Genomic DNA, 26,989 nt, shown 5'->3' on the forward strand with positions numbered 1-26,989 from the left:
AATCAAATTTTTCAGATGATAATATGATGTTGTTTGTAGGAAGAGTGTTAAAATTAAATTGAAAACTTGAGATAATAATAAAGGGGAAACAGAATATGGATAAAATCACGTTCCTCAATTATTTAGAGGATGAATTGTCTCGTTTACCGAAGGCGGAAAGAGACAAAATTATGTATGAATATGAGACTAAGTTTTTTGAGGCTCAGAATGAAGAAGAACTTATCCATGAACTTGGCAACCCTAAAGCAATTGCAAAAAAAGTATATGCCAATACTGCTATAACTGATGCAGAAATGGCTCCGAATTTTAAAAATGTTTTTCATGCTATTATGGCAACTCTAGGACTAAGTTTCTTCAACATTTTATTTATCATTACACCATTTCTTTTTATAACATTTATTCTATTAATAGTAGTCTTAATAGGAGCAGTTATGATGTTAGGACCTATTGTTAGTGTTGTGAACATCTTCATTAATGGATTCCATTGGATAGATGTAACGAACATTATGTTTGCTATTTCATTCTTAGGACTCAGATTGATGCTCTTAATTACTGGATTAAAACTTATTGAAGTAAGTTACAAAGGCATATTAAAATATTTAAGATGGTGTATAAAAATCATTAAGAGGAGTGCAGAGTAATGAAAAAACTATTTTTTGTAGGTTTAAGTATTTTTGTAGTTTTTGGATTACTTGGTACTTTTCTATGGTTTTCAGTAAACAAACAGTATGAAAAACAAGAAACATACAAAAAAGTATTTAAAAACAATGAAACGAATCAAATTATAATTAATGCTCAAAATACAGATGTAGATGTAAAAAAGGGGCGTTATTTAGAAATTAATTACGATGGAAAACATAAAGTTAACGCAAATATAGAAAACAATTTATTACATTTTTCTGAGCAAGATAAAAAGCTTACATTTAACGCTAACTTTATTCCTTTTAGGAAAGTTAATAATCATCTTACGATAACGCTTCCTGAAAAAAATTATAATGCATTTAATATCACTACTAATACAGGTAATATCAATATAGAAAATGTTAAGAGTAAAAATAGTAATATTATTACTGGGACAGGGAATATAACGTTTGATCAAGTAGATTTTCAACATGTTAAAGCTATGGCCGATGTTGGGAGTATTGGTATTAAAAACTCCAAATTATATGAATTTAATGGAGAATTGGATACAGGTAATATCACAGTAGATAACTCAGTACTAAAAAATAATGAAATGATAACTTCAATAGGTAATATCAAAATAAGAGATTTGAAAAATGAATGTGATATTAAAGCATCTACTGAAGACGGAAATATACTTATAGATTATAAACATAAACCACAAGATACATTACTTCAATTACATGCTGATTCAGGTAGCACAAAAATAGAAAACAGTGCTTTTCACGGGGAAAAGGTTGGTAATGGTAAAAATGTTATTGAAAGTTATACTGATAACGGTGATATAAAAATTAAATAATAGGCTATATAAAATATAACCTCTAATCCGTTAAATTTAATTTATGGATTAGAGGTTATTTAATTGATGCATTTATTCACTTGCAAATATTATATCTGAATCTATTTCTCCTGTAACATATAGTGATTCTAAAGGTTTGCCTTGTAACCATTCATTAAATTTAAAAGTGTGTATATAACCATTTTCACCTAATGCAAATTTAACTTCTAGTTGTTCAGGAATATAAGCAGATGTGTGTATCGTACCTGACCAACTTCTAAAAAGTTTGCTATAAATTTCATAATCAGGGTTATTAAAGTATTCAAAAGCAGTTTCTAAAGGTAAATTTTCGTTAGTTATATTTTCAATTCTATTATATCGCTCTACTGATTCTTTTATATAATTTCTATTTTCATGTGTTAATACTTCAAAATGATTCGTACAAAGAATGTTCTCTTTAGTTACTACTGATCTTGGTGTAGCTTCTACAATAATGCTGTTGTTAGATGCATCCATCAAAATGTAACTAAATGAACTTCTATGTGGTATTTCTTTCAACAACGAAACAGCTTCATCAATATTTTTACAACATTCTAAAATAAGACGACCAATCATATAACATACAAATCCATCACCTGGCTTTTTACGATGCATAAAATTATAACCCATCGATAAACCATGTTCATTCATTCCATCCATTCTCCCAGTTACTCGAGATGTTGGACCAATTTGAGCGTAACCACCATCAGTAGGTTGGAATAAGCTGAAACGTCCGTCATAAGTAGCAGGATTGTAATCATAGTTTCGAACCATAAAGTTTTTACCTAAAAATACCGAACAACCACTATCTTTAGCATAAACTCTATAATGACCGTAATTAAGAAGGACTTGCTCTAAAGGCATTTTTAGAGTATCTTGTATGCCCATCAGTTCTTCCCATATTTGCGGGGCGAATTGCTGATATATTTTTTTCGTTTCATTTATATTTATATCAAATCTAGGCCTTCTAACTCGCCATTCTTTTTCTCTGTTTTCGAGCATTTTAGTAGATTGTAACCACTTAGCTTGCGCAACTCCATAATCGTAGTGGTTTCCTCTAAATTCAAATGTTTGCATACTTACTTGTTGCAAAATCATCACTCCTATTCTTATTCATTTTGCTAGAAAATATTTCATTTGTCACGCAAATAAGCTATAAACCTTAATATTGGTCATAATTAATTAAAGAGATTGTAATAATGTCTTAACCTATGTAATTTTTTACCATGTTATATTTAATTTATCACATATCATTAAGTTATTTAGGAGGTATGTATGATGTGGAATCAAATATATATCTATACAAAAAAGAAATGGAAAGAATGGTACAGAGGTTAACAATTTAATTTAACTTAAATACAACAAGATAAGTATTTTAAACATAAAAAGAAAAATTGAAAATATCTATTATCAGAAAAACACACATTCGTTTAACTAATAAAACGAATGTGTGTTTTTGAGTTAATAATATTAAATTATTACAAGTTATCTGTAACAGGTGCAGATTCAACCCGTTTTTGATCACGCTTTGTTTGGTTTGACCAAAATATTGCAATACTAGGACCTGTTAATAAGTGTATGAAACTAAATATTGCGCCTGGTACTGCTGATAGTGGATTAAAGTGAGCTGTAGCTAATGAAACAGCTAAGCCAGAATTTTGCATACCAACTTCAATAGAAATTGCTCGTTTATCAGGTCGTCCTAAACCTAATGCTTTGGCTAAAAGATAGCCAATAGTGAGGCCACAAACATTATGTAATAAAACGACACCAAACAATAATAAACCAGTTGCGATAATTTGTGTCTTATTACCTGCAACCACACTTGATAAGATCAATGAAATTGCAATAACTGAAATAATAGGTAAAATATCGACAGATTTCTCTGCTACTGGTCTAAAGAATTTCTGTACAATTACACCTAAAATAATAGGGATTAACACTACTTGAACTACTGAAATGAACATTTCCATAAATGATACTTGCAACCATTCTCTAGCAAATAAGAAAATGAGAGAAGGTGTTACAATTGGTGCAAGTAATGTTGATAATGTAGTAATTGAAACTGATAAAGCGGTATTTGCTTTAGCTAAATAACTAATTACATTAGATGCTGTGCCACCAGGACAACAACCTACTAATATCACACCTAAAGCTATATCTGGACTAAGATTTAAACCTTTAGCAATTAAATAAGCAGTGACAGGCATTACAGTATACTGTAATATAACGCCGATAATTACACTCTTAGGTGATTTAAATACTTCTTTAAAATCATTCGTTGAAATGGTCATACCCATGCCAAACATCACTATACCCAATAAATAAGGGATATAAGGTGCTATTTGAGCGATGGTACCTGGAAAACTAAAACCTAAAATAGCAGCTATTAACATCCAAACGACAAAAGTTTTATTAATAAACTGACTAAATTTCTTTAAATTACTCATAATGAACACCTTCCAAATTATATAATAATCTGAATATTACCAATAATCAGAAGTTATTTCAATGGTATATTAGAAGAAATATTTAAAAATAAAAATCAAATGAAAATCGATACAATAAATGTTACATTTTATACAAGAATTAAATCGTATTCTATGAATTAGATGTATAATGAGAGTATATCTTTTATGTATAATGCTTATTATGTTATGATGTAAATGGTAGAAAATGATGATAGAGGTGACTTCAATGAACTGTATTAAAGGAATTTTCAAATTCTTTTTCATCTTAATTGCAATTACAACAGTAGCTGTTGGTGCAGGTGTAGCTGTCTTAGCATTTGTATTTAAAAAGGATTTTGAAGATCTAGAACAAAAAACTAAAGAGATAGTTTCAGAAATTGAATCTAATAATTAAAAATGAGGAGAGCAATCACTTAGTATAAGTGATTGCTCTTTTTTATTTAACTACCAAATTTTATTTTAATGTGTTAAAGAATATTAATTAAAATTACACTTTTAAAAATAATAGGGGTAAAGGTATATGAATAAAGTGATTTAAAATTATAATTGAATATTTAGGAGGGGGTGTAATTTTAATATAATCTAATTTTGTTTTTGAGTTCTTTTATGCTTTAATATAAAGAATATAGTAGTAGCTATAGCTATAAAAAGTGTGCTAAAAATATATTTAATTATATGATTGTTTTGTCCTGTATCAGGAAGTGTTTTCTTTTCGGACAAGGCTTTTTTATTTGTATCTTTTTGTACTGTCTCAGTGGTATTAGAATTATTTGAAGTTAAATTGTCTTTAACTATAGAAATTTGATAATTATGATTTGTGTTCTGAGTGTTTGATTGCGAATTGTTTAATGAATCAGTTTGGTTAGGGAAATGATTAGTATCATTTGGATTGTTATTAGTAACTATGGCTTGAGGGCTAGTATTATTTGTAATATGGAGTGAAGCTTGCTTGTTATTATTACTGTATGTGTAATATTTATCTTCACCAATTTTGATTGTGGACTTAGTGTCTACACCTTGAATTTGTACATTAAATAGAGTGTCTCTTGGGATATTCGCAGGTATTTCAATTACTACTTGACCATTTTGATTAGTTTTACCTGTAAATTCTTGATTGTTACTTATCAATTTAACTTCTATATTATTTAATTGTTGGTAAGTATTTGATATAACATTAATGCTAATGTTTTGGCTATTTATATTAGAAGGAGTAGAAATAGTATTATGAGATGATGTTAATCTATAGAGTTTATTAGGTTCAACCGTAAATGTTTGTTGATTAGAAGTAGTAAGTACGTAGCTTTTCTTTAAAGATGCATTTGGGATTTGTATAATAGCGAGTCCATCAGATTTAGTTGTTAAAGACTTCGTTTCATTATCTAATTGAAGTTGAAATGTTTCATTAGGAATGGGTTGATTAGTGGAAGTGAGAAATTGAAAAGCAATGGGTGTTTCACTTGTTTCTGCATAGGTTATATTGGATGAATTTAATGTTATACAAATTAAGAAAGTAGTTGTAAAACTTATGAAGAGAAGAAATATCTTCATACACAACCTCCTTTATAATTAATATCACCGGTGATATTTTTATTATGCCATAAACAATCTGGATATGCTAGTATTATTTTATAAAATTTACATAGAATTTTTAACTTATATAAAATCTAGAAATATTGAGTTATAATAAATTATAATATTCACTAAAAGTAATATGCTTCAGTTTTGCATCAAAGAGCATATAGGAGTAAAATAAACAAAAAGATTTAGATAAATAAAGGGGAGATGTTCTTGTATGATATGTAAAAGCTGTAATCAAGAAATGGTTGACGAACTTCGTATTAACGTACCAGGTACTCTAGTTGATGTAAGGTTAGTTAAAGAAGAAGAAACTGATGACGTCTTGAAAAAAGCGATTGCTGTACCTAAAGCTGCTGTTTGTTTATCGTGCGGTGAAGTAAAATACTACATAGAAGACATCGAATCATTTAAAGAATCATTAAAAAATGAATAGTAATAATTAAAGGGGTAAACCATAAATATAATGGCTTACCCCTTTATGTATAAAATGAAAGTTAAATCTTTTTTATATTTCTTACAGACGCATAACAATGTTCACCATTATTAAAGTAAACAGTGCGATCTTTTGTATCAATTCTATCAACATTTCGACGGTTTATAACAAAGCTGTTATGACATCTAAAGAATCTGTCGTCTAGATTTGTTAGTTCTTTTAGACTGCCATAAAATTCGATTTGTCTATTATCAAGATGAGCTATTAATCGATGAGATTTAGTTGATGATTCAAAAAACATGACATCATCATATTGGACATATACTGAATTACTACCACGCGTTAATTCTAATTTTTCAACATTAGTATTTTTAGATAACATGCCTAAACGGATATAAGCAGTGTCTAAACAATCAATAACTCGTGTCTTGAGCTGATCAGGGTCATCTTTAAATATAAAATCCATAGCAGCAACTTTATAAACAAATGTTAAATAAGTTAATTCACTATGACTTGTAACAAAGATTATATTACCAATAGGGTCATGTTTTCTAATCTCGCTCGCTAAAGTAATTCCATTTATATCAGCATCTAGTTGGATATCTAAGAAATAACAACCGATATCATTAGAAGTCTTTACATGTTCTAGTAACTCATAAGGATCATTAGTCGCAAGCTCAATAGACATTTCTTTTTCTTCAATCATAATATAATTATTAATGATTGTTTGCATTCGTTCTAATTGTTTTGGGTCATCTTCGCAAATGATAATTTTCATCGTATCACTTCCTCATTATGATCATTTAAAATCTCGAGCTTTTGAATAAAGAATTGATCATTAATATACGTATCTAAAAAAACATTCTCAGTCTTTTCAGTTACTTCTTTTAATGTTGTTAAACCAATACCTCGTTTACGACCTTTTGTAGAAAATTGGTCTTCAAATAACTTATGTACTTTTGGTGTATCTTTAGAACATTTATTCATAAATACAAGTAGCACAGATTCTTCATTTTTAATAAAAGCAATTTGAATAGTAGGTGCATCAACAAACTCAGATGCTTCAATAGCATTATCCATTATGATACCTATACATCTACTCAACTCAACAATATTCATATTGATATGATCAATTTGTTCAGTAACTTCAACACTAATATTAATATTTTGCTCTTGGGATTGAATAATTTTAGTTGTTAGCAAACCTTTAATCTCTCTTACATGCAAGTTCTGTAAACCATTTATTTTAATCGTATTTAACTTCATATCATCATGTAAATGCGCAATATTTTCATCAAAATATTTGCTTAAACCATCCATATCTTCTTGTCTAATATACTCAGACAAAGTAGCAAGAATATTGATATAATCATGACGAAACTTTCTCATTTCATTATTAATCTGTTCAATCTGTAAGGTATATTTATAATAATGATTAATCTCCTTTTTAGTACGCTGTAAAGCCATTTCTCTGATGACCGTAAAAGAAATTAAAATGACAAAAATTGCCGCCACACAAACATAAATAACATAAAATAAAGTTTGGAACTCAAACTCTTTTTCAGTATCATAGTTCTCAGGCATATAAATATAGAACACAAAAAATGATAGAGCAAGGAACGCAGCTAACAACAGTAAATAAATACGGTTATTATATAAATAACTTAATTTAAGTTTGTTCATTAACATCCTAATTAAAACTGCAATAGAGATAGTTATAAATGAATGGATAATAGTATAACAAATGAAATAATAAGTCATACTATCAACAATATCTATAATATATCTAGTAGTTAAAATTGATAAATAGTCAGAAACTACTGAAATAATAATAACGATTAAAGTATTTATAATGCCGAATAATTTAAATTTATTATAAAAAAATACAAAATTAAAAAGGCATACGTATATTATAGCCCCCATGCCAAACAGATAATAAAAAGAAAGTGAAGGGATTATGAACCCTATAAATAAGATTACATAATCCCTTTTGTTATATCGATAATTCTGTGTGATAGCTAATAAAATTGTAAATAGTACGACCTGTAATAAACCAAAAGGTAAAGATTCTATATTAGAAAGCGAGTCCATATATTACACTTCCTTATTGACAACTTATTGTTTTTCTTTTAATAATTCAGCTGGTACTTCAGTTTCATCTAAAAATGCTGTACACCCTCTGATTACTGCTTTCTCACCGATTGCTGATAAAACGTTAGAAATTGTTTTTGAAAATAATCCTGCTAATAAATTCATGATATTGTTTCCTCCTTTTTATAAAATATAGGTAATAGTGATACCGATTCGAAGATCAATCCCAAACAGATTAATTGTTGATAGGGTTCTTTAACGAATAAAGAAATGATTATCAAAATTGTAGCTGCAATGATTGACCTAAGTTTTAAACCCTTTTTCCACTTACCTAATAGTGGATGTTTTTTAGTTTCCATAGGTGCATATTTCATAATGATTATGTACCCTATGAGCGCTAATGTCAAAAATATCCAATACGGTACGTTTATATTGATGACAATTAGCGGTGTAATCACAAACATTATTAGGCTTTGAATGGTACATAAAAAAGTAGATTTTGCATGCGCACCAAATGCAAAATATCTTATAGCAAAATAACTAAGGTGAACAATAAGTGTATAGAAGAATATATGGCTTAGAAGGGCAGCACCATATATAACAACAGTCTTCATAATATTCCCTACAAATACTTCTAGTCCATACTTTACCTTTAAATAGCTTACATGGTCTAAATTATTTGAATTTTGAAGACTTGTAGCAATTTTATCAATTTGGGTTTGTACTGGTTGATACATAGCGCCCCTCCTCACACTTAATTATAAATCATAATGGTTTACATTTTACTTCTTTTGCCTAACTGTATTATTTCAATGCCCAACTGTTTGAGTTTTTATTTATATTTATATATTAACATATTTTTATTGCAGTTAAGCACGAAATATTACGACTTAGGGAAAACTTTAATTATATTAAATATAATATTATAAAATGATAATGACTAAGTAATAAGGTGAATAAAGGGGGGGTTCCTTTATGGCAGGTGACATAGTGAACGCTATCAGTAGTATTTTTAAGTGGTTTGTGGCGTTTTTTAGTGATTTATTTGGTTAATTTTCATTTGTTAAAATGTTATGATTATATAAGTTATTAGAGCGTATGCCTTTTGGTATACGTTTTTTATTATAGTTATTCAGTAATTTCATGTAGAATGAAGACAAAGAGATAATTTAGGGAGGAATTATATTTTATGAAAACACAAGGTTATATTGGTAGTTATACAAAAAAGGATGGAAAGGGTATTTATAGATTTGATGTTGATGAAAATGATCAAACTATAGAAAAAGTAGAAGTAGGCTATGAAGTAGAAGCTTCTACATATATTATGCAACATGGTAAATATTTATACGCAGTTAAAAAACAAGACGATGATTGTGGTGTCGCAAGTTTTCTAATTAATGAAGATAAAAGTTTAACATTTATAAATGATTGCTTAGCTTCAACAGAAGGTACAGGTTGTCATATTTCAATATCTGAAGATGGTAAATTTTTATTTGAAGCAGTATACGGTGCAGGCATAGTAAGATTATATGAACTTAATCCTGAAAATGGGGAAGTCCTTAGATTAATCGATTCATATCATGGTGATGGTAATGGACCTAATAAAGAAAGACAAGATGGTAGCCATATTCATTATGCAATGCAAACACCAGATTTAGACTATATTGTTACAGTTGATTTAGGGGCAGATGTAATAAGAACGTTTAAATACTCTTTAGACGGATTAGAACTATATGAAACGACGAAATTCCAAGCTGGAAGTGGACCGAGACATTTAGCATTCCATCCTAGTGGCAAATATGCTTATTTAGTTACAGAATTAAGCAATACTATAATTGTATTATCATATGAAAATGGTGTGTTTAGCCCGGTTACTGAACCACAAATGACTATTCCTGATGATTTTGAATTAAATTCACAAATAGCTGCAGTTAGATTAAGTCATGATGGTAGATTCGTATATGCGTCAAATCGTGGTCATAATAGTATTGCTGTATTTAAAATACTAGGTGATGGTGCGAATCTTGAATTAGTTGAAATTGTTTCAAGTGGAGGTACTTGGCCAAGAGACTTTAATATTACTCCAAGTGATTCATTCTTAGTTGTAGCACATGAACATTCTTATAATTTAGTGTTATTCAGTAGAAATAAAGAAACTGGTAAATTAACAGAAATAGAAAATGAACAAAAAGCCGCTGAAGGTGTATGTGTTCAATTTATCTGATTGAAGGTGAATAGAATGAAAATAGCTTTATATCAAATGCATGTAATACCAGGTAAACCTGATGAAAATATAGAAAAAGTTAGTCAATGGTTAGATAGTTTAGCTACAGATATAGATATAGCTGTGTTACCTGAAATGTGGAACACATCATATCGATTAAATGAATTAGAGAACATTGCTGATGTTGATGGGGAAGTGATAATACCTTTTTTAAAAAACAAAGCAAAAGAGGTTAAGAAACATATTATTGCAGGTTCTATTGCTTATAAAAAAGGTGAAGACATTTATAATAGAGCGCTTATTGTAAATAAAGAAGGGAAACTCATTAATACTTACGATAAAGCACATCTCGTTCCAATGTTAAACGAGCATCACTTTTTAACTTCTGGAGAAAAAAAGCCAACTGTATTTCATATAGATGAAATTGAGATGGGTTCTATTATCTGTTATGACTTAAGATTTCCTGAATTATCACGTTCATTAACATTAGAAGATGCTAAAGTCATTTTTGTGCCTGCTGAATGGCCAAAATCACGTATTGATCATTGGAAAGCATTATTACAAGCAAGAGCAATTGAAAACCAGATTTACGTAGTAGCATGTAATACTGTAGGTAAATGTGATGATAACGAATTTGGAGGGCATAGTTTAGCATATAGCCCAGACGGTGCACTTATCGACTGTTTGTATGAAGGTGAAGGCACATTAGTTGTTAATTTAGATTTAAATGCCCAAAGCCAAATTAGAGAATCTATTCCTATTTTTAATAGTTTACGAACAGATTTATATTAAAATTAACTAAATAATTTTGAGTACGATATAAGAAATCTCTTCATTAGTGATAAAAAATCTAATGAAGAGTTTTTTAATTTTTAAGTGTAATATTGTTAAAAGTAAAAATTTTTATTGATATATTTAAATAAAAGTTTAAAATCAAAATTGTCATATATGTAGCTTTATATAAGGGGGTATTAGATTGTCTGAACAAGTAGATGTAGAATTTAAAAATATAGGCTATGAAATAGAAGGTAGTACAATTTTAAATAAAGTGAACGGTAAAATATATCAAGGTAAGATTACTACAATTATAGGGCCATCAGGCGCTGGAAAGTCTACTTTATTATCATTTATTAATTCTTTAAACTCTCCAACAGAGGGCGATATTTTTATTGATGGGCATTTAATTAATGAATATGAAGCTATTAAACTAAGAAGAAAAGTGCAACTTGTCTCACAAGAAGCAACAATGATTAATGGTACCGTTAAAGATAATTTAGAACTTCCTTTAACATTACAAAATAGAACTATGACAGATAAAGAAGCTGAAGGATTTTTAAAAGATGTTGACTTACCAATATCATTTTTAAATAAAAATAGTAAAGAATTATCTGGTGGCGAAAAACAAAAATTATCATTAGCTCGCTCTTTAGTTACCAAACCAAGTGTTATGTTGCTAGATGAAGTAACTTCAGCTCTAGACAGAAGCTCAGTCGAAGCTATTGAATCATTATTAACACTCATTAATAAAAAGCATGATGTTACGATGATTTGGATTACACATGATGTTAACCAAGCAATTCGTATGAGTGACTATATTTGGGTCATGATGAACGGAGAAGTCGTTGAAACTGGTACAAGTGAAGAAATCAGACATACTACAAATAAGAAAGTAAAAAAATTCATAGGAGCTAAAATATAATGAGTATAACTTCTTTGATATTAATGGTAATTTTTATAATTATTCCTATAGTTATTTCTAAATCACTGAAATTAGGTTTAGAAAAAGACACGGTTATCGCTGGTATAAGGTCTTTTATTCAATTATTAATTGTAGGATATATATTACAATTTATTTTTGATAAAGATAATCCAATATTTATGATATTGATGGTCGTATTAATTATAGGTGCAGCAACTCAAAATGCTAGAAAGAAAGGCTTATCTATTCCAGGTATTACTTGGAAATTGTTGTTAGCGTATGTATCGATTGAGTTAATAACACAAGGCATTCTTATTGGTTTGAAAATTATACCACCAACTCCGCAATATGTAATTCCTATAACTGGTATGGTTATTGGTAATGCGATGGTGTTAAGTATTTTATTCTTAAATCGATTTATTTCAGAGATTCAACAAAATGAAAATTTAGTAAAGCTGATACTATCTTTAGGAGGCACACCAAAACAAGCTATTCATAAGCAATTGATGACTTCTATACAAACAAGTGCTATTCCTACAATAGAACAACAGAAGACTATAGGACTCGTACAATTACCTGGAATGATGAGCGGTCAAATTATTGCAGGTGCTGACCCAATTGATGCAGTATTCTTTCAAATCTTAATTGTATTTATATTAATAACATCAGCAGTTACAACGAGTGTAATATTAGGATTTCTATCATATCCAACATTATTTAATAGTAAAAAACAATTAATAGAAAGCCGTTTTGGGTAAATAAGGTAACAAATGATGTAAGACAAGATCTACGTGCAACATAACAGTCTCCTTATTGCCAAGATTACTGAGAAAAGTCCACATATAATATAGGAGTCAAGTACATTACTATCAATACAAAGAAAGAGGCTGGGACATTATTTATGTCTCAGCCTCTTTCTTTGCCTGGGTAGGACTACGAAATCTTTTTATTAAAATAAGATTTTTGTCCCACTCTTATTTATTTTTTAAACATTGCTCTGACGTATTTCCCTTTACCCTTATAAGGGGGGAAGAGCACGCCTGTTTCTAATTTCGTCGTTTTGAACATAATTCCTTTTTGGTTACTGAATAATTCAAATGATGCTTTTCCATGATAACGACCGATACCAGAGTGTCCTACACCACCGAAAGGCAAGTTATGATTGCCAACATGCATTAACGTATCATTGATGCAACCACCACCAAATGATATACGATTAACAACTTCATCTGTATGATTCTCATCTTCACTAAATAAATATAGAGAGAGTGGTTTAGGTTTATTCTTTATGAATTGTATCGCATCTCCGAATGCATCGTACGACATAATAGGTAGAATTGGTCCAAATATTTCATCTTCCATTAAAACGTCATCAAACTTCACATTATCAACAATTGTAGGTTCTATATAACGATCTGTTACGTTAGTTTCTCCACCATAAACAATTTCGCCATTTGTATTATTAATGAGCGAATTCAGTCTATTTGCATGTTTCTCATTAACAATTCTGCCAAAATCTTCACTGTTTTTAGCATTTTTAGTATAAAACTCTTGAATAGTTGATTGAATTGCTTTAATGAATTGTTGTTTGATTGATGCGTCAATAATAACATAATCAGGTGCTACACAAGTTTGACCTGCGTTGATAAATTTACCAAAAGCGATTCGTTCTGCTGCAACTTTAATATTAGCTGTTTTATCTACAATAGCTGGACTTTTGCCACCTAATTCTAGCGCAACTGGTATAAGTTGCTTACTCGCTTGTTCATATACAATTTGCCCAATTTTTGTAGAACCTGTAAAGAATATAAAATCAAACGGTTGTTGTAATAATTCTTCTGTTACATTTTGTTCACCAGTTATACAAGATATGTATGAAGCGGGGAATACATCTTCAATTATTTGTTGAATGATTTGACTCACATTAGGCGTAAGTTCAGAAGGTTTAACGACAGCACAGTTTCCTGCTGAAATTGCGCCAATTAATGGTTCCATTACTAATTGGAATGGATAGTTAAAAGGACCGATAATTAAAACCGTTCCATAAGGTTCGTTTACAGTATAACTTTTTGCAGGAAATAAGAATACTGGCGTATTTACGTTTTTCTTGCCAGCCAAGTTCTTGACATCCTTAAGCATCAACGAGATACTTTTGTAAATGTAACCAATTTCTGTTGCATATGATTCAACCGAATTTTTACCTAAATCTTGCTTTAATGCTGCTAATAATTCTGTTTCATGCGATTTAATAGATTTTTTTAATAATCTAAGTTGTTTTTTTCTGAATTTAATATCCTTTGTTATATCGCTATCAAAAAATGATTGAATTGTCTCGAATTGGTTTGCTATAGTCAAAGTTAATATCTCCTTTATAACTTCTATTGTATATATTTTAACAATAGTTATAATTAAAAGCGAAGTCTTTATTACTAAAAAGTAAAAATTAACAAAAATTTATTAAGAAAAGGTGAACATCATGAAATTTGGTTTTATAGGTACAAATTGGATAACTGATAAGTTAATAGAGTGTGGTAGACAAACAGCTACTTTCGAACCTTATGCTGTATATTCTAGAACAGAAGAAAGAGCTAATTATTTTAAAGACAAACATGATTTAAAAGAAATTTTTACAGATTTAAATCAATTTTGTGAATCATCCAATTTTGACGCTGTATATATTGCTTCACCTAATGCATTTCACTTTGAACAAGCAAAGTTGGCAATTGAAAATAACAAACATGTTTTAATAGAAAAACCAGCTACTATCAATGTGGAACAATTTGAAGCATTATCTAAACTCGCACATGAATATAATGTAACTGTTATGGAAGCGATGAAATCAACTGTATTAAAACCATTTTTACAGTTTGCTAAAGCAAATGCAGATATCGGAGAAATACGTTATGCAGATTTTCACTATCATCAATACTCTTCTCGATATGATAAATATAAAGAAGGTATAGTTGAAAATGCTTTTAAACCAGAGTTAGGAAACGGCGCATTAATGGATTTAGGTGTATATGCAGTTGCACCGGCTATCCATTTATTCGGATTCCCTAAAGAAATAAAAGCAACTGGGTTCAAATTAAATACTGGGGCTGATGGCCAAGGTAATGCGATTTTAAATTATGATTCATTCCAAGTCACAATAAGTTATTCTAAAATATGTGATCGACCAAGCCCTTCTGAAATCATTGGAGAAGATGGTTATGTAACTATCAATAAGATAAGTGCTCCTACTGTTATAAATGTATTTAATAAAGATGGTTCAATAAAAGATACTTATAGCGATAGTGATGATTATACAATGAAAGAAGAAATAGAAGAGTTTATAAAATGTATTGAAAATAATAAAACAGAGTCTTCTATTAATACACACCAAAGAACGATAGACACTTTGAAAGTATTAGATGAAATTAGAAATCAAGTAGGGGTTCAATTTAATGACTAAAAAAGTCATAATAACCGTTAGTATTATTATCATTATATTAATTGTTATTGCTACAACTGTGCCGTTTAAACAAGAACCATCATCTACTACAAGAGTTGTTGTGGATCACTTTAATCATAAATATGCTTTTCCAAACTGTTATGATTATGAAACAGCATCAAATTATATTGATGAAGTTACATTCAAAGATGCAAAAGACCTTGGTTATCCACCAATGAATAAATGTACAGAACAAGAAGCTAAACCAAAACATAAAACACTTTTGAAAAGATTAATAGAAAGTACTGATATATAAGTGGTGAGACATTAGTTTCTAGATTGAAAAAGCCTCCTAATCCGTTAGATTTTTAATTAATGGATTAGGAGGCTTTTTACTTAAATTATTATTTCTTTAATACGTCGTGTGTGCTTTGGTCTTTGTCCATAACGTCTTTCACATATGGACATACAGGGTCTATAACTTTGCCTTCGTTTCGGGCCTTGTCAATAACAGTGTCTACTAACTTTCTAGCTGTTCCTTGTCCACGTAGTGACGGGTCTACAAACGTGTGATCAACTACGAGAACATCACCATCTGAATCATGATACGTGATTTCAGCATCAAATTGATCTTCTGATTCTCCAACATAGAACTTGTTCGTACCTTGTTTAATTTCCATTGCAAACACACTCCTTATAAAAGTTATTTACCTAAAACATCATCAATTGGTGGTACTACTTGCTTCTTACGTGATACCACGCCAGCTAATAATGCTTGGTTGTTTTCTAACTTAGTACTGAATGCTTTTTCAACAGCTTGTTGTTCTTTACCTAGAGCAATAACTGTTGAATCACTATTTAGTATATCAGTGATGATGAATACAAATAAATCATACTGCTCATTAGCAATGATTTTATTGATTTCATTTTCAACATCTTCTTTGATTTCTAATACTTCATTAACATCAACTGTGTTAACTTGAGCAACTCTAACAACTTTATCATCCATATTGAAAGATTTAGCATCCATATTTAATAGGAATTCTGGTGATTTACCTTTAACAGATGCACCAGCTTTAAGCATCTCTAGACCATATTCATTTAAATCAACATTGGCAATTTTCGCTAATGCTTCACTTGCTTTAATATCTTCTTCAGTACATGTAGGAGATTTAAATAATAAAGTGTCTGAAATAATTGCTGAAATCATTAAACCAGCAATTTCTGGTTTGATTTCGATGTTATGTTCTTCATACATTTTTTTAAGGATTGTCGTTGTACACCCAACAGGCTCTGCTCTGTAGTATAAAGGTGCAGCTGTTTCAAAATTGCTAATTCTGTGATGATCAACCACCATAGTAACTGTAGCGTCTACAATATCATCAGCACTTTGTTGGAATTCATTGTGATCAACTAGGATAACTTCTCTATCTTTTACAGAAGTTTCTAATAGTGATGGTGCTTCTACTTTGAAGTAATCTAAAGCGAATTGTGTTTCGTCAGATACTTTTCCTAATCTTACTGCTTCTACATCATTACCTAATTCTTTTTGTAAGTCTTGCATTACTAAAGCTGAAGCAATAGTATCTGTGTCAGGATTTTTATGTCCAAAAATTAATGTATTTACCAATGTGAATTCTCCTTTTACTATCATTATTCTAATATTTATTTTAACACGAACGAAACGTCTATTCTACAACAGCGCCTAGACTATTTTCAAAATGTGTAAGCGCCCAATCATGCCCAGCTTGATTGAAAGATGCCACGCAATTTTTTGGAATATAAATTTGATAATTAAGGTTGTAAGCATCGACAGCAGTATGTAAAACACAAATATCAGTACATACGCCAACAATTTCTATTGTATCAATATTGCGCTCTCTTAAAAGGCTATCTAAATTAGTTCCATAAAATGCGCTATATCTAGTTTTATCAATCCAAAATACATTTTTTTGATTTTTAATTTGTTCATATTGAGGTTTTAATGATTGATATAAATCGCGACCTTCAGTACCTACGATATTGTGTGGCGGAAATAATTTAGTTTCAGGATGATAAGGGTCGTCTTTATGATGATAATCCATTAAATAGAAAATATTTTCGTCATTTTTATTAAATGAGTCAATTTTACTAAATATATTGTCTTCGATTATTTGTCCCGGCTCACCACAAGTTAAGTTACCATTTTCTGCTACGAAATCATTTGAATAATCCACTACTATTAATGCTTTCTTCAAAATAATATCCCCCTAATTGTTTATATTTAATAATCGGTGTAATATGTTTATAAGAAAAGTATACGCTAAATCAAGGTGGTTTTGAAGTTATGACTAGAATAATTAATGTTGCAAATTATGGTGCCAAAGGTAAATGTGGCGTTCTAGATACTTTAGGGATTCAACTCGCTTTATTTGAAGCGAGAAAAGGGCCAGTAACTGTTTATATACCTAAAGGTGAGTACCACATTTTATATGAACTTGTGATTTATCGTAATACAAATCTTATATTACACGATGATGCTACACTAATAAGAAAATCTCCTAGCGCTATGTTGAAAAATGGACACAGTTTTAAGAAATATTATGGTTATGAAGGACATGGCAATATTAATATAATTGGTGGCACTTTTGATGCATATGGTCATACTAATAATACAAATAACACGATTATGTCGATAGGTCATGCTAATAATATTCAGATTCATGATGTCACGTTTAAAAATGTAGTAGGGGGACACGCTATTGATGCTTGTGGATTGGATGGATTTTATGTGACGAATAGTCATTTTCTAGGTTTTAGAGATGATAGTGGCACAAGATCTTTCAGTGAAGCTATCCAAATTGATATACAAACAGAAGGAGCATTCCCTAAATTTGGTGCAACAGATGGTACGGTTACAAAGAATGCAATAATAGAAAATTGTTATTTTGGAAATTCCGGAGATATGAATATGTCTGCATGGAATAGAGCTATTGGGTCACATGCAAGTTTGTATGATTGCTTTTATGAAAACATACATATACAAAATAATAGATTTGATGGGTTGGGAGATTATGCAGTAACAATGCTTAAATCAAAAGAAACTACGATTACAAATAACTACTTTGTTAATTGTGAGGGTGGCATTCGTTATTTAGCAGTGCCAACAGGTAAGTATTCTATGGATATCAATAAAGTAGATAAAGGTGCACAGTCTGGTTCCACATTGTTAATAGGTAACAATAAGTTTGAAAATATTAAATCAAAACAAAGTATTCTTATAAAAAGTTATGAAAAAGCAATCAATAAAGATATTTATATTTATGATAATAAATTCATTGATAAAATATCTGATAAAATTCAATTTATTAATGCCTCAGATATCTATTTGTATAATAATTTTAATTTATCGCAAATTAAACAAAAAAATGTAGAGCGACTTAATGAAATTATAAAAGGAACTGAAAATAAATAATATTAAGATATAAAAAATGCTCACAATCCCAAGGTTGTGAGCACTTTTTTATATCATTTAATTCTATATGTAAAATCTATATATCTTTATTAAAATTACCTAACACGTTAACTTTGAAATCTAATGTTTTTAATATTGTAATTACTTTCTTCATTTCTACGTCATCAGCGCTACAATCAGCTTGCACGAAGAAGTGATACATGCCTAATTTTGTTTTTAAAGGACGTGATTCAATCCATGATAAGTTAATGTTAAATAAAGCGAATGTATTTAAAATGCTTGCTAATAAGCCTGGTTTGTCTTCATCAGGTGTTATAAGTAAGATGCTATCTGTCGCTTTTTCAACTCGTTTTTGTTCAGAGGAAAGCACTAAAAATCTAGTTGTGTTATGTGGATAGTCTTCAATATGTGTTGCTAATGCGATAACATCATTGCGATCTTTTTCTAATCCCATTGGTGCAATTGCTCCAGTGTGTTCATCTATTTCATCTAAACTTTGCACAGTACTGTTTGAGTAACGATATTTAAATTGATGTTTTGTTATAAATTTTGATGTTTGATTAATAGCAGGGGCAATTGATACAACTTCTTTAATATCTTCTAAATTTGTACCTTCTTTAACGTATAGTGAAAAAGCTATGTCTAAATGTAGTTCATCGATAACATGAACTTTTTGTTCTGTTAGTGTATCAGCAATAATATTAATTGTACCTTCTATTGAATTTTCAATAGGGGCAATAGCTATACTATCTTTATCTGATTCAATTGCCTTTACAACTTCATATAAGTTAGATTGTGGTATGTAATCAGTAATATTTTCATTTTTATAATTTAATGCTGCCATATGTGAGAATGTCCCAGTAGGACCTAGATAGTATAATTTCATAAAATTCTTCCTTTCTAATGAAATGGACATTTATTGCCTTTCTTTTTATATAAAAAATTTGGGCTTCTTGTTTCATTATCATATCCTTTATGATAATTATGTACAAGAGATGGTGACAATGGTGGGGCAAGCCAGCTCCATTTCCCAGTAACTTTACGATTTTTATTTTCTTCATTTTCTTCAAATTTCTTGAACTGTTTTGATGCTGTGTAATGGTCAACTATGGATACACCAGCTTCTTTAAATGAATGGTAAACAGCATAATTAAATTCAACTAATGCTCTATCTCTCCAATAACTAGTGGTCTTAGTAGTATCAAGGTTTAATGCATTAGCAATATCTTTTAGCTTGTCGTAACGATATTCATCAGTAAAATTACGTACGCCAATTTCCGTCTCCATATACCAACCGTTAAAAGGAGCGGTGTGATAATAAAGGCCACCGATTTCTAAATCCATATTTGAAATGATTGGAACAGCGTACCATTTTAAGCCGAGTTGCTCTAAAAGGGGACACTCATCATGTTTAATAAGTATTTCTTTTATGAGATTGTCTTTATAAATATGATAATTTAATGGTTGTTGTTTATAACGATATATTAAAGGTAATAAATCAAAATCAGTGTGATCACTTTTCCAATTTAAATGTTCAGCTAATTGAGTAATATTTTTTGATTTTGGATCACCCTTATTTTCGTAACCTGCATATCTAATGAGTTGTTCATTTTTAATTTCAAAGTCATTTGAATAAATACTAATTAATGGTCTGATTTTTCCGTTGTTGGTAGCTATTTCAATATGATTTTCTATAGAGTGGACAAAATCTATTTCATTATCAATAAAGCGCATGTCTCTAACATTTAATTTATCCCAAAACAGTCTTCCAATACATCTATTAGAGTTTCTCCACGCAACTTTAGCACCGTATATTAACTCATCTGTTGTATGTTTATAAGTGTTTGTTTCATTTATTTCATTGATTATTTGTTGGATTCTTTTCTTTGTTTCTTCGTTATCGATATTTAATTCTTGATGCATAGATTTAATAAAAGCAGTCGCTTTTTCCTGTAACATATTAACACCTCTATGTTCTAGTATAAGCGACTGCATATTTTTAACAATATTTGATTTATGACAATTTACCAATTTTTTATATCGTTTCGTTCACCTTTAAAATTTCCTGATTTTTTATGACGTTCAGATAGTACTTCTTTTACTTCTTCTATTGATACGCCTCTATCATGAAGTATGACAAATAGGTGATACAATACATCGGCCACCTCATTTTTAAGTTCTTCATTATCTTGTTTCATTGAAGCAATGACAACTTCAAATGATTCTTCGCCAAACTTTTTAGTGATTTTTTCAATACCTTCATTTAATAAATATTGTGTATAAGATTGAGAACGGTTTGATTGAACACTTTCTTGAATAGTTTCTTCTAAAGATTCTATAGAAAAAGGCTCATCGGTATTAAAGCAACTTTGCGAACCTGTGTGGCACGTTGGACCATCTGGGTTAACTTGAATTAAAAGTGTATCATCATCACAGTCTAAATTTATGTCTATCACATGTTGAATATGATTTGATGATTCACCTTTTTTCCAAAGGCGTTCTTTACTTCTTGAATAAAACCAACAAACTTTATCTTGAACTGTTAAATTAAAAGCTTCCTCATTCATATAGCCAAGCATCAACACTTGTCCTGTTTTATAATGTTGCAATATAGCTGGTAGTAATCCTTTAGAAAAATCTGGGGAAAGGTTATTCATCTCACATCAACTCCTTCTTTTGCTAAATGAGATTTAACAGCTTGAACTGTCGTTTCTTTATCATGAAAAATACTTGCTGCTAAACCAGCTGATACATCAGTTTGTTTGAATAAATCTACAAAGTGTTGACTGTTTCCGCCACCACCTGAAGCGATGATAGGTATAGAAACATGTTTCTTAATCTCGCTAAGCAAAGTATGGTCAAAACCTTGTTTAACACCATCATAATCCATACTTGTGACTAATAGTTCACCTGCACCTAAAGATTCAACTTCTTCAACCCAATCTAACACACGTTTATCAGTTCTTTTCTTTCCACCATGTGTATAACAATACCAATCTTGTTTATCATCTTCCCATTTAGCATCAATAGCTATACAAATGCATTGCTTTCCAAATTTTTCACTTGCTTCTTTAATAAAAGATGGATTGTTAAGAGCGCTAGAATTTAGTGAAATTTTATCAGCGCCATGGTTAAGTAGTGATGATATATCATCTATAGTACTTATACCGCCACCGATTGTTAAAGGAATGAATAACTTAGATGCAGTTTCAGAAATAATATCTAACATCATTTGATGTCCATTTTCAGTTTTAGAAATATCTAAAAAGACAAGTTCATCTGCAGCTTCGTTATTATAGTATTCAGCTAACTCAACAGGGTTACCGATATCTCTTAAACCTTTAAATTGAACGCCTTTAACGACACGCCCATCTTTTACGTCTAAGCATGGGATTATTCTTTTCTTTATCATGAAATGCCCTCCCAAAATGAATCTGTATTTGCTGCTTTTCCGACAATCGCTGCGTGAACATTTAATCTTTCTAGTTGTTCAATGTCTTGTTTGCTACGAATACCACCAGAAGCAATAATTGGTATATTAGTCGAGGTTACGAGACGCCCAGTGAGTTCAAAGTTAGGGCCTGATAATTTACCGTCTTTAGAAATGTCTGTATAAATAATGCCACCTAGTGGTAAGCCATCAATTTGCGTAATAAATTCAAATAAATTGATACCGGCATCGTCAATCCATCCATTTAATTTAATTTCTTCAACATAAGCATCAACAGATAAGTAAATTTTGCCAGGATATCTATGCGCAATTTCAGATAGCCAATTTATATCGCTTATACCTTTAGTACCTACAATAATGTATTCAATCCCTTTATCGAAATAGGCGTCTATCGTTTCAAGTGTTCGAATGCCACCGCCAACTTCTATAGGTAAATCTGTTAAATGTACGAGTTGTTCTATGTAGTCTGATTCAGTAGGTTGTTGATTTTTTGCACCAATTAAATCTATTACGTGAATTCTAGACACGCTTTTGAATTGTGAGTAAAATTTAATTGCTTCTTCAGCTGTTCTATTCATAGATTCTTTAGAGTCATATTTTCCTTCTGTAAGTCTTACATTTGTTGAATCAATTAAGTCAATTGCTGGCCAAATTTCAATCATGTAAAAAACCTTCCTTCAAAGCTTTGTCTAGTATTTTTAGTCCAAAATCACCGCTTTTTTCTGGGTGAAATTGTATACCGATAATATTTTCTTTTTGAACAATCGCTGTTATAGATTGACCATAATCGGCTGTCGCTACAATAGGTAAATCAGTTGTTACATGGTAAGAATGAATAAAGTAAACATCTTTATTTAGTAATGGATGAGTACTCTGTAAAGTGTTCCAACCTAAATGTGGAACAGGGTAGGGACTGCTAATAGGAACAACTTTGCCTTCTAGTAATCCTAGTCCTTTAGTTGAACCTTCTTCACTAAATTCAAATAACACTTGCATACCTAAGCAAATACCTATAATACGATGACTATCTTTAATGTCGTGAATTACACGATCAAGTCCACTTTTTTGAAGTTGCAACATCGCGTCTTTAAAATGCCCAACGCCTGGTAATATAACGTGAGTACTTGATTTAATCATTTTTTCATCTGATGTTAGTACAGCATCGTAACCTAAATTTAGCAATGCGCGTTCTATATTTTTAATATTACCTAAACCATAATCGATTATCGCAATCATTCGATCACACCTTTAGAAGAAGGGATACCTTCATAATCATTTGCACTTAAAGAAATCTTAAGACTTCTAGCAAATGCTTTAAAGATACCTTCTATTTCGTGGTGTGTATTTCCTCCTCTTAATAAATCAATGTGGGTCGTAAGACGAGCATTAATGACAAGTCCTCTAAAAAATTCTTCAACAAGTTCAGTATCAAATGTACCAACTTTTTCTCTTGAGAATTCAGCATTAAAAGATAAATAAGGACGACCACTAATATCAGTTACAGCACGCGCTAATGTTTCATCCATCGGGATATAGAATGAACCATATCTTGCAAATGACTGCTTATCTTTAATAGCTTCAAGTAATAATTGTCCGATAACTATGCCGATGTCTTCAACAGTATGGTGGTCATCTACGTAAGTATCTCCATCTACTTCTATGTTTAATGAAATACCACTGTGGAAGCTAAACAAAGTTAACATATGGTCTAAAAACCCTACACCGGTATTAATATTTGTTTCGGTATTTTCAAAAGATAATTCGATATCAATATTAGTTTCTTTAGTTGTTCTTTTCTTGCGATAAGTCATATGATTTCCTCCAGTCAATTACAATTTGTTCTAATTCATTCAATTGGTGTTCAGTAGCGATAGAATAACGTACAGTATGTGACATTCTATTGTCATCATAAAATCTAGGGAAGAATCCGTTACTGTAAATGTATTCTCCTAAATCATTTGCTAAGTCACCATACGTTAATACAAAGTTTGTCTTAGAAGGTATAACATGGATGATATCACTCACATGTTCTTCAAATATATCGCGCAATTGTATGCTTAAATTTCTCTGTCTGTTTATTAACGATTGAACCCGATCTGTATCATCAAATAAAGACTTAGCGATTTGTAAAGTAAGTGTATTTAAAGGATATGGATGAGCAATACTATTTAATTTTTGGATAGTCTTTTCAGTAGAAATGACAATTCCTACTCTTAAGCCTGCTAATGCAAAAGCTTTACTCAAAGTTCTCATTTGAATGACATGGTCCTCTAAGTCAATTACATATGCATCACCAAAATCCAAATATGCTTCGTCAATTACAAAATATCCTCCGATTTCTTTCATAAGTTGAGAAATCTCGTTTAAAAATTGTTCAGGATACTGTATGCCTGAAGGATTGTGAGGGACACTCATTATGAAAAATGCTGGTTTAATGCGTCTAATTTCATTTAAGATTTTATATAAAGAAAACGTGAAATCAGGTTCTGCATCAACATAATAAATAGGTCGTTTAATTTGTTGAGCGTACGCAGTATACATAAAGAAATCTGGATTTAAAGTTAGAACAGGGCCTTCAGGTAGAGCAATCATACATTTTTGAATCCACTCATCGGAACCATTAGCTGCAGAAATCTGATTAGGAGATAATCCATAAAAGTTAGCATAAGATTCAAGAAATGCATCATACTCTTCATCTGGATAGAAATTAAATTCTGATGAAGCAATAATTTCTTTTAATTTTTCTGACTCCATAGCAGGTATGGGGCTTTCATTTTTATTAATCCTTATCATATATCAGTACTCCTTGTTGTTATTTAATCTGATTTCTAGAGATTTTTTATGTTGATATAAGCCTTCCTCATCAGCAATTTTAATCGCACTAGGTGCTATTTTTTGAAAAGCATGTTCATCTAAATGTATAACAGAATGGCTAGTTAAAAAGTCATTTACCGTTAAACCATTTGAGAATCTTGCTGTTTGGTCCGTAGGCAATACGTGACTTGGCCCAGCAGAATAATCTCCGATAGCTTCCGGTGAATATTGACCTAAGAACATTGCACCAACATATTTAACTTTGCCTATATATAAACTAGGATCAGTTGTTTGAATGGATAAATGTTCTGGAGCTATATAGTTAACGATATCAATAGTTTCGTTTGTGTCAACTGTATGAATAGGGTAGTGATAGTCAGAAATACTTTTTTCTATAATCTCTTTTCTTGGAGAAGCATCAATCGCTTTTTGTAAATTTTGGCTTACTTTAGTTAAAAATGATTTGTCTGTTGATATAAGAAAAGTTCTTGCTTTCTCGTCATGTTCTGCTTGAGCTAAGATGTCTTGAATGATGTAATCTACATTAGAATAATCGTCCGCAATAATGGCTATTTCACTAGGACCTGCGATTTGATCAATACCAACGACGCCATATAATAATTGTTTACTTAAAGATACAAATTGATTACCAGGACCTACTATTTTGTCGACTTTTGGAATTGTTTCAGTTCCGTAAGCTAAAGCAGCTATACTTTGTGCACCACCAACTTGGAAGACGCGATTTACGCCAGCAATATAACATGCAGCAAGAATAGCTGAATTAATACCATCTTTTTGAGGTGGTGTTACGACTGTAATTTCTTTAACATCTGCAACTTTTGCTAATGTTGCAGTCATCAATACAGTAGAAGGGTAACTTGCTTTTCCACCGGGTACATAAATGCCGACTTTTTCAATAGGATGATAAAGTTGGTATGTTTGACCAGTTGTGAGATTTTCATGTTTGATTTTCTGTTGAAATGTTTTAATGTTCTCGTGACTATTCATTAATGCTTGTTTTAATTCTTCAGAAATTAAATTAATGCTATTTTCTATTTCTTGTTTAGAAACTTCTAAATTTTCTAGTTTAACATTGTCGAATTTCTCATTATATTTAAATAATGCATTATCTTTATTTTCTTTAACATCGTTAATTATATTTTTTACATTTTCAGTATGGCTAGCTTCAGTGATACAATCTTGTTCAAATTTATGTTTGAATTCAGTTTTAGATAGCATTAATAGACACTCCAATCTCTTTAATAAAGGATTCTATGCTTTTGGACTTACTAAAGAACGCATGTTTATTGGTTATTAATTTTGCATTAATATCTCCTATAGATTCCTTTTCTTCTAATCCGTTAGATTTAAGGGTGGTACCTGTTTGGACTATATCTACTATAGCGTCTACCATATTAACGACTGCAGCTAATTCTACAGACCCGGACAATGGTATGATGGATACATCTTGTCCTTTTTCTTTAAAATATGCTTTTGTTGTTTTAACGTATGTTGTAGCAATTTTTTTATATTCCGTTACTTCTGGTTTGCTTGCAACAGCAAAATGACAATATCCAAACGGTAAATCGACCAAGTTATTTACATTTAAGTTCTCTTTTTCATCTAAAATATCACTACCTGTAATACCAATATCTGCAATACCTTGTTCTACGTACGTTGAAACATCTTGACCTTTTACTAAGATAAATCTAACGTCCTCACTTTGAATTTGTAATTTTCTCTCTCTATTATTTAATGCCTCTACCCATTTACTGTTTCCGTTTGAATCAATAAATTTTATGAAGTCTTTTAATAAACGACCTTTACTTAATGCAACTGTTAACAT

The 26,989-nt window shown here is 30.4% G+C and carries 32 protein-coding genes; 11 read left to right on the plus strand and 21 right to left on the minus strand.

Going from position 1 to position 26,989, the window contains the following annotated elements; translation table 11 throughout:
• The first annotated feature begins 95 nt into the window (after positions 1-95).
• Entirely contained in the window at positions 96-641 is a 546-nt protein-coding gene (locus tag ACNMOQ_RS04410) for an HAAS signaling domain-containing protein (protein ID WP_416350282.1), read from the plus strand.
• Positions 641-1,480: a DUF4097 family beta strand repeat-containing protein gene (locus tag ACNMOQ_RS04415; protein ID WP_135021536.1), complete on the plus strand. Its 840-nt coding sequence runs from the start codon at positions 641-643 to the stop codon at positions 1,478-1,480. Before ACNMOQ_RS04410 ends, ACNMOQ_RS04415 begins: the two co-directional genes overlap by 1 nt.
• Before the next feature lie 72 nt (positions 1,481-1,552).
• Here ACNMOQ_RS04415 and ACNMOQ_RS04420 read toward each other — a convergent pair whose 3' ends face one another.
• Positions 1,553-2,590 (minus strand): C45 family autoproteolytic acyltransferase/hydolase, encoded by a 1,038-nt coding sequence (locus ACNMOQ_RS04420; RefSeq protein ID WP_103269064.1) that lies wholly within the window; start codon positions 2,588-2,590, stop codon positions 1,553-1,555.
• Positions 2,591-2,976: 386 nt separating this feature from the next.
• Positions 2,977-3,948, minus strand: a complete 972-nt coding sequence (locus ACNMOQ_RS04425) for a bile acid:sodium symporter family protein (RefSeq protein ID WP_218708348.1) — start codon at positions 3,946-3,948, stop codon at positions 2,977-2,979.
• A gap of 247 nt (positions 3,949-4,195) precedes the next feature.
• Here ACNMOQ_RS04425 and ACNMOQ_RS04430 point away from each other — a divergent pair, with 247 nt between their 5' ends.
• A complete protein-coding gene (locus ACNMOQ_RS04430) occupies positions 4,196-4,363 on the plus strand; it encodes a hypothetical protein (RefSeq protein WP_016999097.1) in 168 nt (55 codons plus the stop codon).
• Between the two features lie 188 nt (positions 4,364-4,551).
• Here ACNMOQ_RS04430 and ACNMOQ_RS04435 read toward each other — a convergent pair whose 3' ends face one another.
• Positions 4,552-5,517 carry a hypothetical protein gene (locus ACNMOQ_RS04435; RefSeq protein ID WP_416350283.1) on the minus strand — a complete coding sequence of 322 codons (966 nt, stop codon included), beginning with the start codon at positions 5,515-5,517 and terminating at the stop codon, positions 4,552-4,554.
• 244 nt (positions 5,518-5,761) lie between these two features.
• On the opposite strand from ACNMOQ_RS04435, the gene ACNMOQ_RS04440 reads away from it, so the two are divergent.
• Positions 5,762-5,980 carry a hypothetical protein gene (locus ACNMOQ_RS04440; RefSeq protein ID WP_016999095.1) on the plus strand — a complete coding sequence of 73 codons (219 nt, stop codon included), beginning with the start codon at positions 5,762-5,764 and terminating at the stop codon, positions 5,978-5,980.
• Positions 5,981-6,041: 61 nt separating this feature from the next.
• Here ACNMOQ_RS04440 and agrA read toward each other — a convergent pair whose 3' ends face one another.
• From agrA to ACNMOQ_RS04460, 4 genes are read right to left on the minus strand one after another with little or no spacing between them, the layout of a single operon-like run.
• Complete coding sequence (gene agrA / locus ACNMOQ_RS04445; RefSeq protein ID WP_016999094.1) at positions 6,042-6,758, minus strand: quorum-sensing response regulator AgrA; 717 nt, start codon at positions 6,756-6,758, stop codon at positions 6,042-6,044.
• A complete protein-coding gene (agrC, locus tag ACNMOQ_RS04450; RefSeq protein WP_016999093.1) occupies positions 6,755-8,071 on the minus strand; it encodes a quorum-sensing sensor histidine kinase AgrC in 1,317 nt (438 codons plus the stop codon). Before agrC ends, agrA begins: the two co-directional genes overlap by 4 nt.
• Positions 8,072-8,095: 24 nt before the next feature.
• On the minus strand, positions 8,096-8,236 hold the full coding sequence (gene agrD, locus ACNMOQ_RS04455; protein WP_016999092.1) for a cyclic lactone autoinducer peptide AgrD: 141 nt from the start codon (positions 8,234-8,236) through the stop codon (positions 8,096-8,098).
• On the minus strand, positions 8,233-8,808 hold the full coding sequence (locus tag ACNMOQ_RS04460; RefSeq protein WP_016999091.1) for an accessory gene regulator AgrB: 576 nt from the start codon (positions 8,806-8,808) through the stop codon (positions 8,233-8,235). The genes agrD and ACNMOQ_RS04460 overlap by 4 nt, the downstream gene beginning before the upstream one ends.
• Before the next feature lie 452 nt (positions 8,809-9,260).
• Between ACNMOQ_RS04460 and pglS the strand changes: the two genes are divergently transcribed.
• The 4 genes from pglS (at position 9,261) to ACNMOQ_RS04480 (ending at position 12,752) form a co-directional block, all read left to right on the plus strand.
• A complete protein-coding gene (gene pglS, locus ACNMOQ_RS04465; protein ID WP_394876852.1) occupies positions 9,261-10,295 on the plus strand; it encodes a 6-phosphogluconolactonase in 1,035 nt (344 codons plus the stop codon).
• 15 nt (positions 10,296-10,310) lie between these two features.
• On the plus strand, positions 10,311-11,087 hold the full coding sequence (locus ACNMOQ_RS04470) for a carbon-nitrogen family hydrolase (RefSeq protein WP_016999089.1): 777 nt from the start codon (positions 10,311-10,313) through the stop codon (positions 11,085-11,087).
• A 184-nt stretch (positions 11,088-11,271) separates the two neighbouring features.
• Positions 11,272-11,994 carry an ABC transporter ATP-binding protein gene (locus tag ACNMOQ_RS04475; RefSeq protein ID WP_416350284.1) on the plus strand — a complete coding sequence of 241 codons (723 nt, stop codon included), beginning with the start codon at positions 11,272-11,274 and terminating at the stop codon, positions 11,992-11,994.
• A complete protein-coding gene (locus ACNMOQ_RS04480) occupies positions 11,994-12,752 on the plus strand; it encodes an ABC transporter permease (protein WP_416350285.1) in 759 nt (252 codons plus the stop codon). The genes ACNMOQ_RS04475 and ACNMOQ_RS04480 overlap by 1 nt, the downstream gene beginning before the upstream one ends.
• 220 nt (positions 12,753-12,972) lie before the next feature.
• Here ACNMOQ_RS04480 and ACNMOQ_RS04485 read toward each other — a convergent pair whose 3' ends face one another.
• Complete coding sequence (locus tag ACNMOQ_RS04485) at positions 12,973-14,349, minus strand: aldehyde dehydrogenase (RefSeq protein ID WP_239706226.1); 1,377 nt, start codon at positions 14,347-14,349, stop codon at positions 12,973-12,975.
• A gap of 121 nt (positions 14,350-14,470) precedes the next feature.
• Here ACNMOQ_RS04485 and ACNMOQ_RS04490 point away from each other — a divergent pair, with 121 nt between their 5' ends.
• A complete protein-coding gene (locus ACNMOQ_RS04490) occupies positions 14,471-15,445 on the plus strand; it encodes a Gfo/Idh/MocA family protein (protein ID WP_064205136.1) in 975 nt (324 codons plus the stop codon).
• Positions 15,438-15,740: a hypothetical protein gene (locus tag ACNMOQ_RS04495; RefSeq protein ID WP_016999084.1), complete on the plus strand. Its 303-nt coding sequence runs from the start codon at positions 15,438-15,440 to the stop codon at positions 15,738-15,740. The genes ACNMOQ_RS04490 and ACNMOQ_RS04495 overlap by 8 nt, the downstream gene beginning before the upstream one ends.
• A gap of 88 nt (positions 15,741-15,828) precedes the next feature.
• Here the strand turns inward: ACNMOQ_RS04495 and ACNMOQ_RS04500 are convergent, their stop codons facing one another.
• The 3 genes from ACNMOQ_RS04500 to ACNMOQ_RS04510 are packed head-to-tail and all read right to left on the minus strand — an operon-like array spanning position 15,829 to position 17,664.
• Positions 15,829-16,104 carry a GNAT family N-acetyltransferase gene (locus ACNMOQ_RS04500; RefSeq protein WP_416350286.1) on the minus strand — a complete coding sequence of 92 codons (276 nt, stop codon included), beginning with the start codon at positions 16,102-16,104 and terminating at the stop codon, positions 15,829-15,831.
• A gap of 23 nt (positions 16,105-16,127) precedes the next feature.
• Positions 16,128-17,054 carry a manganese-dependent inorganic pyrophosphatase gene (locus ACNMOQ_RS04505; protein WP_416350287.1) on the minus strand — a complete coding sequence of 309 codons (927 nt, stop codon included), beginning with the start codon at positions 17,052-17,054 and terminating at the stop codon, positions 16,128-16,130.
• A gap of 58 nt (positions 17,055-17,112) precedes the next feature.
• Positions 17,113-17,664, minus strand: coding sequence for a cysteine hydrolase family protein (locus tag ACNMOQ_RS04510; RefSeq protein WP_416350396.1), 552 nt, complete (start codon positions 17,662-17,664; stop codon positions 17,113-17,115).
• 86 nt (positions 17,665-17,750) lie between these two features.
• On the opposite strand from ACNMOQ_RS04510, the gene ACNMOQ_RS04515 reads away from it, so the two are divergent.
• A complete protein-coding gene (locus tag ACNMOQ_RS04515; protein ID WP_416350288.1) occupies positions 17,751-18,878 on the plus strand; it encodes a glycoside hydrolase family protein in 1,128 nt (375 codons plus the stop codon).
• Between the two features lie 76 nt (positions 18,879-18,954).
• On the opposite strand, the gene ACNMOQ_RS04520 is transcribed toward ACNMOQ_RS04515, so the two are convergent.
• From ACNMOQ_RS04520 to hisG, 10 genes are all read right to left on the minus strand, one after another.
• Entirely contained in the window at positions 18,955-19,764 is an 810-nt protein-coding gene (locus ACNMOQ_RS04520) for a prephenate dehydratase (protein WP_016999079.1), read from the minus strand.
• 14 nt (positions 19,765-19,778) lie between these two features.
• Complete coding sequence (locus ACNMOQ_RS04525; protein ID WP_239706232.1) at positions 19,779-20,837, minus strand: nitric oxide synthase oxygenase; 1,059 nt, start codon at positions 20,835-20,837, stop codon at positions 19,779-19,781.
• Between the two features lie 65 nt (positions 20,838-20,902).
• Positions 20,903-21,535: a bifunctional phosphoribosyl-AMP cyclohydrolase/phosphoribosyl-ATP diphosphatase HisIE gene (gene hisIE / locus ACNMOQ_RS04530; protein WP_103269076.1), complete on the minus strand. Its 633-nt coding sequence runs from the start codon at positions 21,533-21,535 to the stop codon at positions 20,903-20,905.
• Positions 21,532-22,290 (minus strand): imidazole glycerol phosphate synthase subunit HisF, encoded by a 759-nt coding sequence (hisF, locus tag ACNMOQ_RS04535; RefSeq protein ID WP_016999076.1) that lies wholly within the window; start codon positions 22,288-22,290, stop codon positions 21,532-21,534. Before hisF ends, hisIE begins: the two co-directional genes overlap by 4 nt.
• Positions 22,287-22,991, minus strand: coding sequence for a 1-(5-phosphoribosyl)-5-((5-phosphoribosylamino)methylideneamino)imidazole-4-carboxamide isomerase (gene hisA / locus ACNMOQ_RS04540; protein WP_016999075.1), 705 nt, complete (start codon positions 22,989-22,991; stop codon positions 22,287-22,289). The genes hisF and hisA overlap by 4 nt, the downstream gene beginning before the upstream one ends.
• Positions 22,984-23,565 carry an imidazole glycerol phosphate synthase subunit HisH gene (gene hisH / locus ACNMOQ_RS04545; protein WP_103269078.1) on the minus strand — a complete coding sequence of 194 codons (582 nt, stop codon included), beginning with the start codon at positions 23,563-23,565 and terminating at the stop codon, positions 22,984-22,986. Before hisH ends, hisA begins: the two co-directional genes overlap by 8 nt.
• Positions 23,562-24,140, minus strand: coding sequence for an imidazoleglycerol-phosphate dehydratase HisB (gene hisB, locus ACNMOQ_RS04550; RefSeq protein WP_016999073.1), 579 nt, complete (start codon positions 24,138-24,140; stop codon positions 23,562-23,564). Before hisB ends, hisH begins: the two co-directional genes overlap by 4 nt.
• Positions 24,112-25,122, minus strand: coding sequence for a pyridoxal phosphate-dependent aminotransferase (locus ACNMOQ_RS04555; protein WP_064205128.1), 1,011 nt, complete (start codon positions 25,120-25,122; stop codon positions 24,112-24,114). The genes hisB and ACNMOQ_RS04555 overlap by 29 nt, the downstream gene beginning before the upstream one ends.
• Before the next feature lie 3 nt (positions 25,123-25,125).
• Positions 25,126-26,382, minus strand: coding sequence for a histidinol dehydrogenase (gene hisD / locus ACNMOQ_RS04560; protein WP_416350289.1), 1,257 nt, complete (start codon positions 26,380-26,382; stop codon positions 25,126-25,128).
• Positions 26,372-26,989 carry an ATP phosphoribosyltransferase gene (gene hisG / locus ACNMOQ_RS04565; protein WP_064211552.1) on the minus strand — a complete coding sequence of 206 codons (618 nt, stop codon included), beginning with the start codon at positions 26,987-26,989 and terminating at the stop codon, positions 26,372-26,374. The genes hisD and hisG overlap by 11 nt, the downstream gene beginning before the upstream one ends.

Source organism: Mammaliicoccus lentus (assembly GCF_947036595.1).
Lineage (GTDB): Bacteria > Bacillota > Bacilli > Staphylococcales > Staphylococcaceae > Mammaliicoccus > Mammaliicoccus lentus.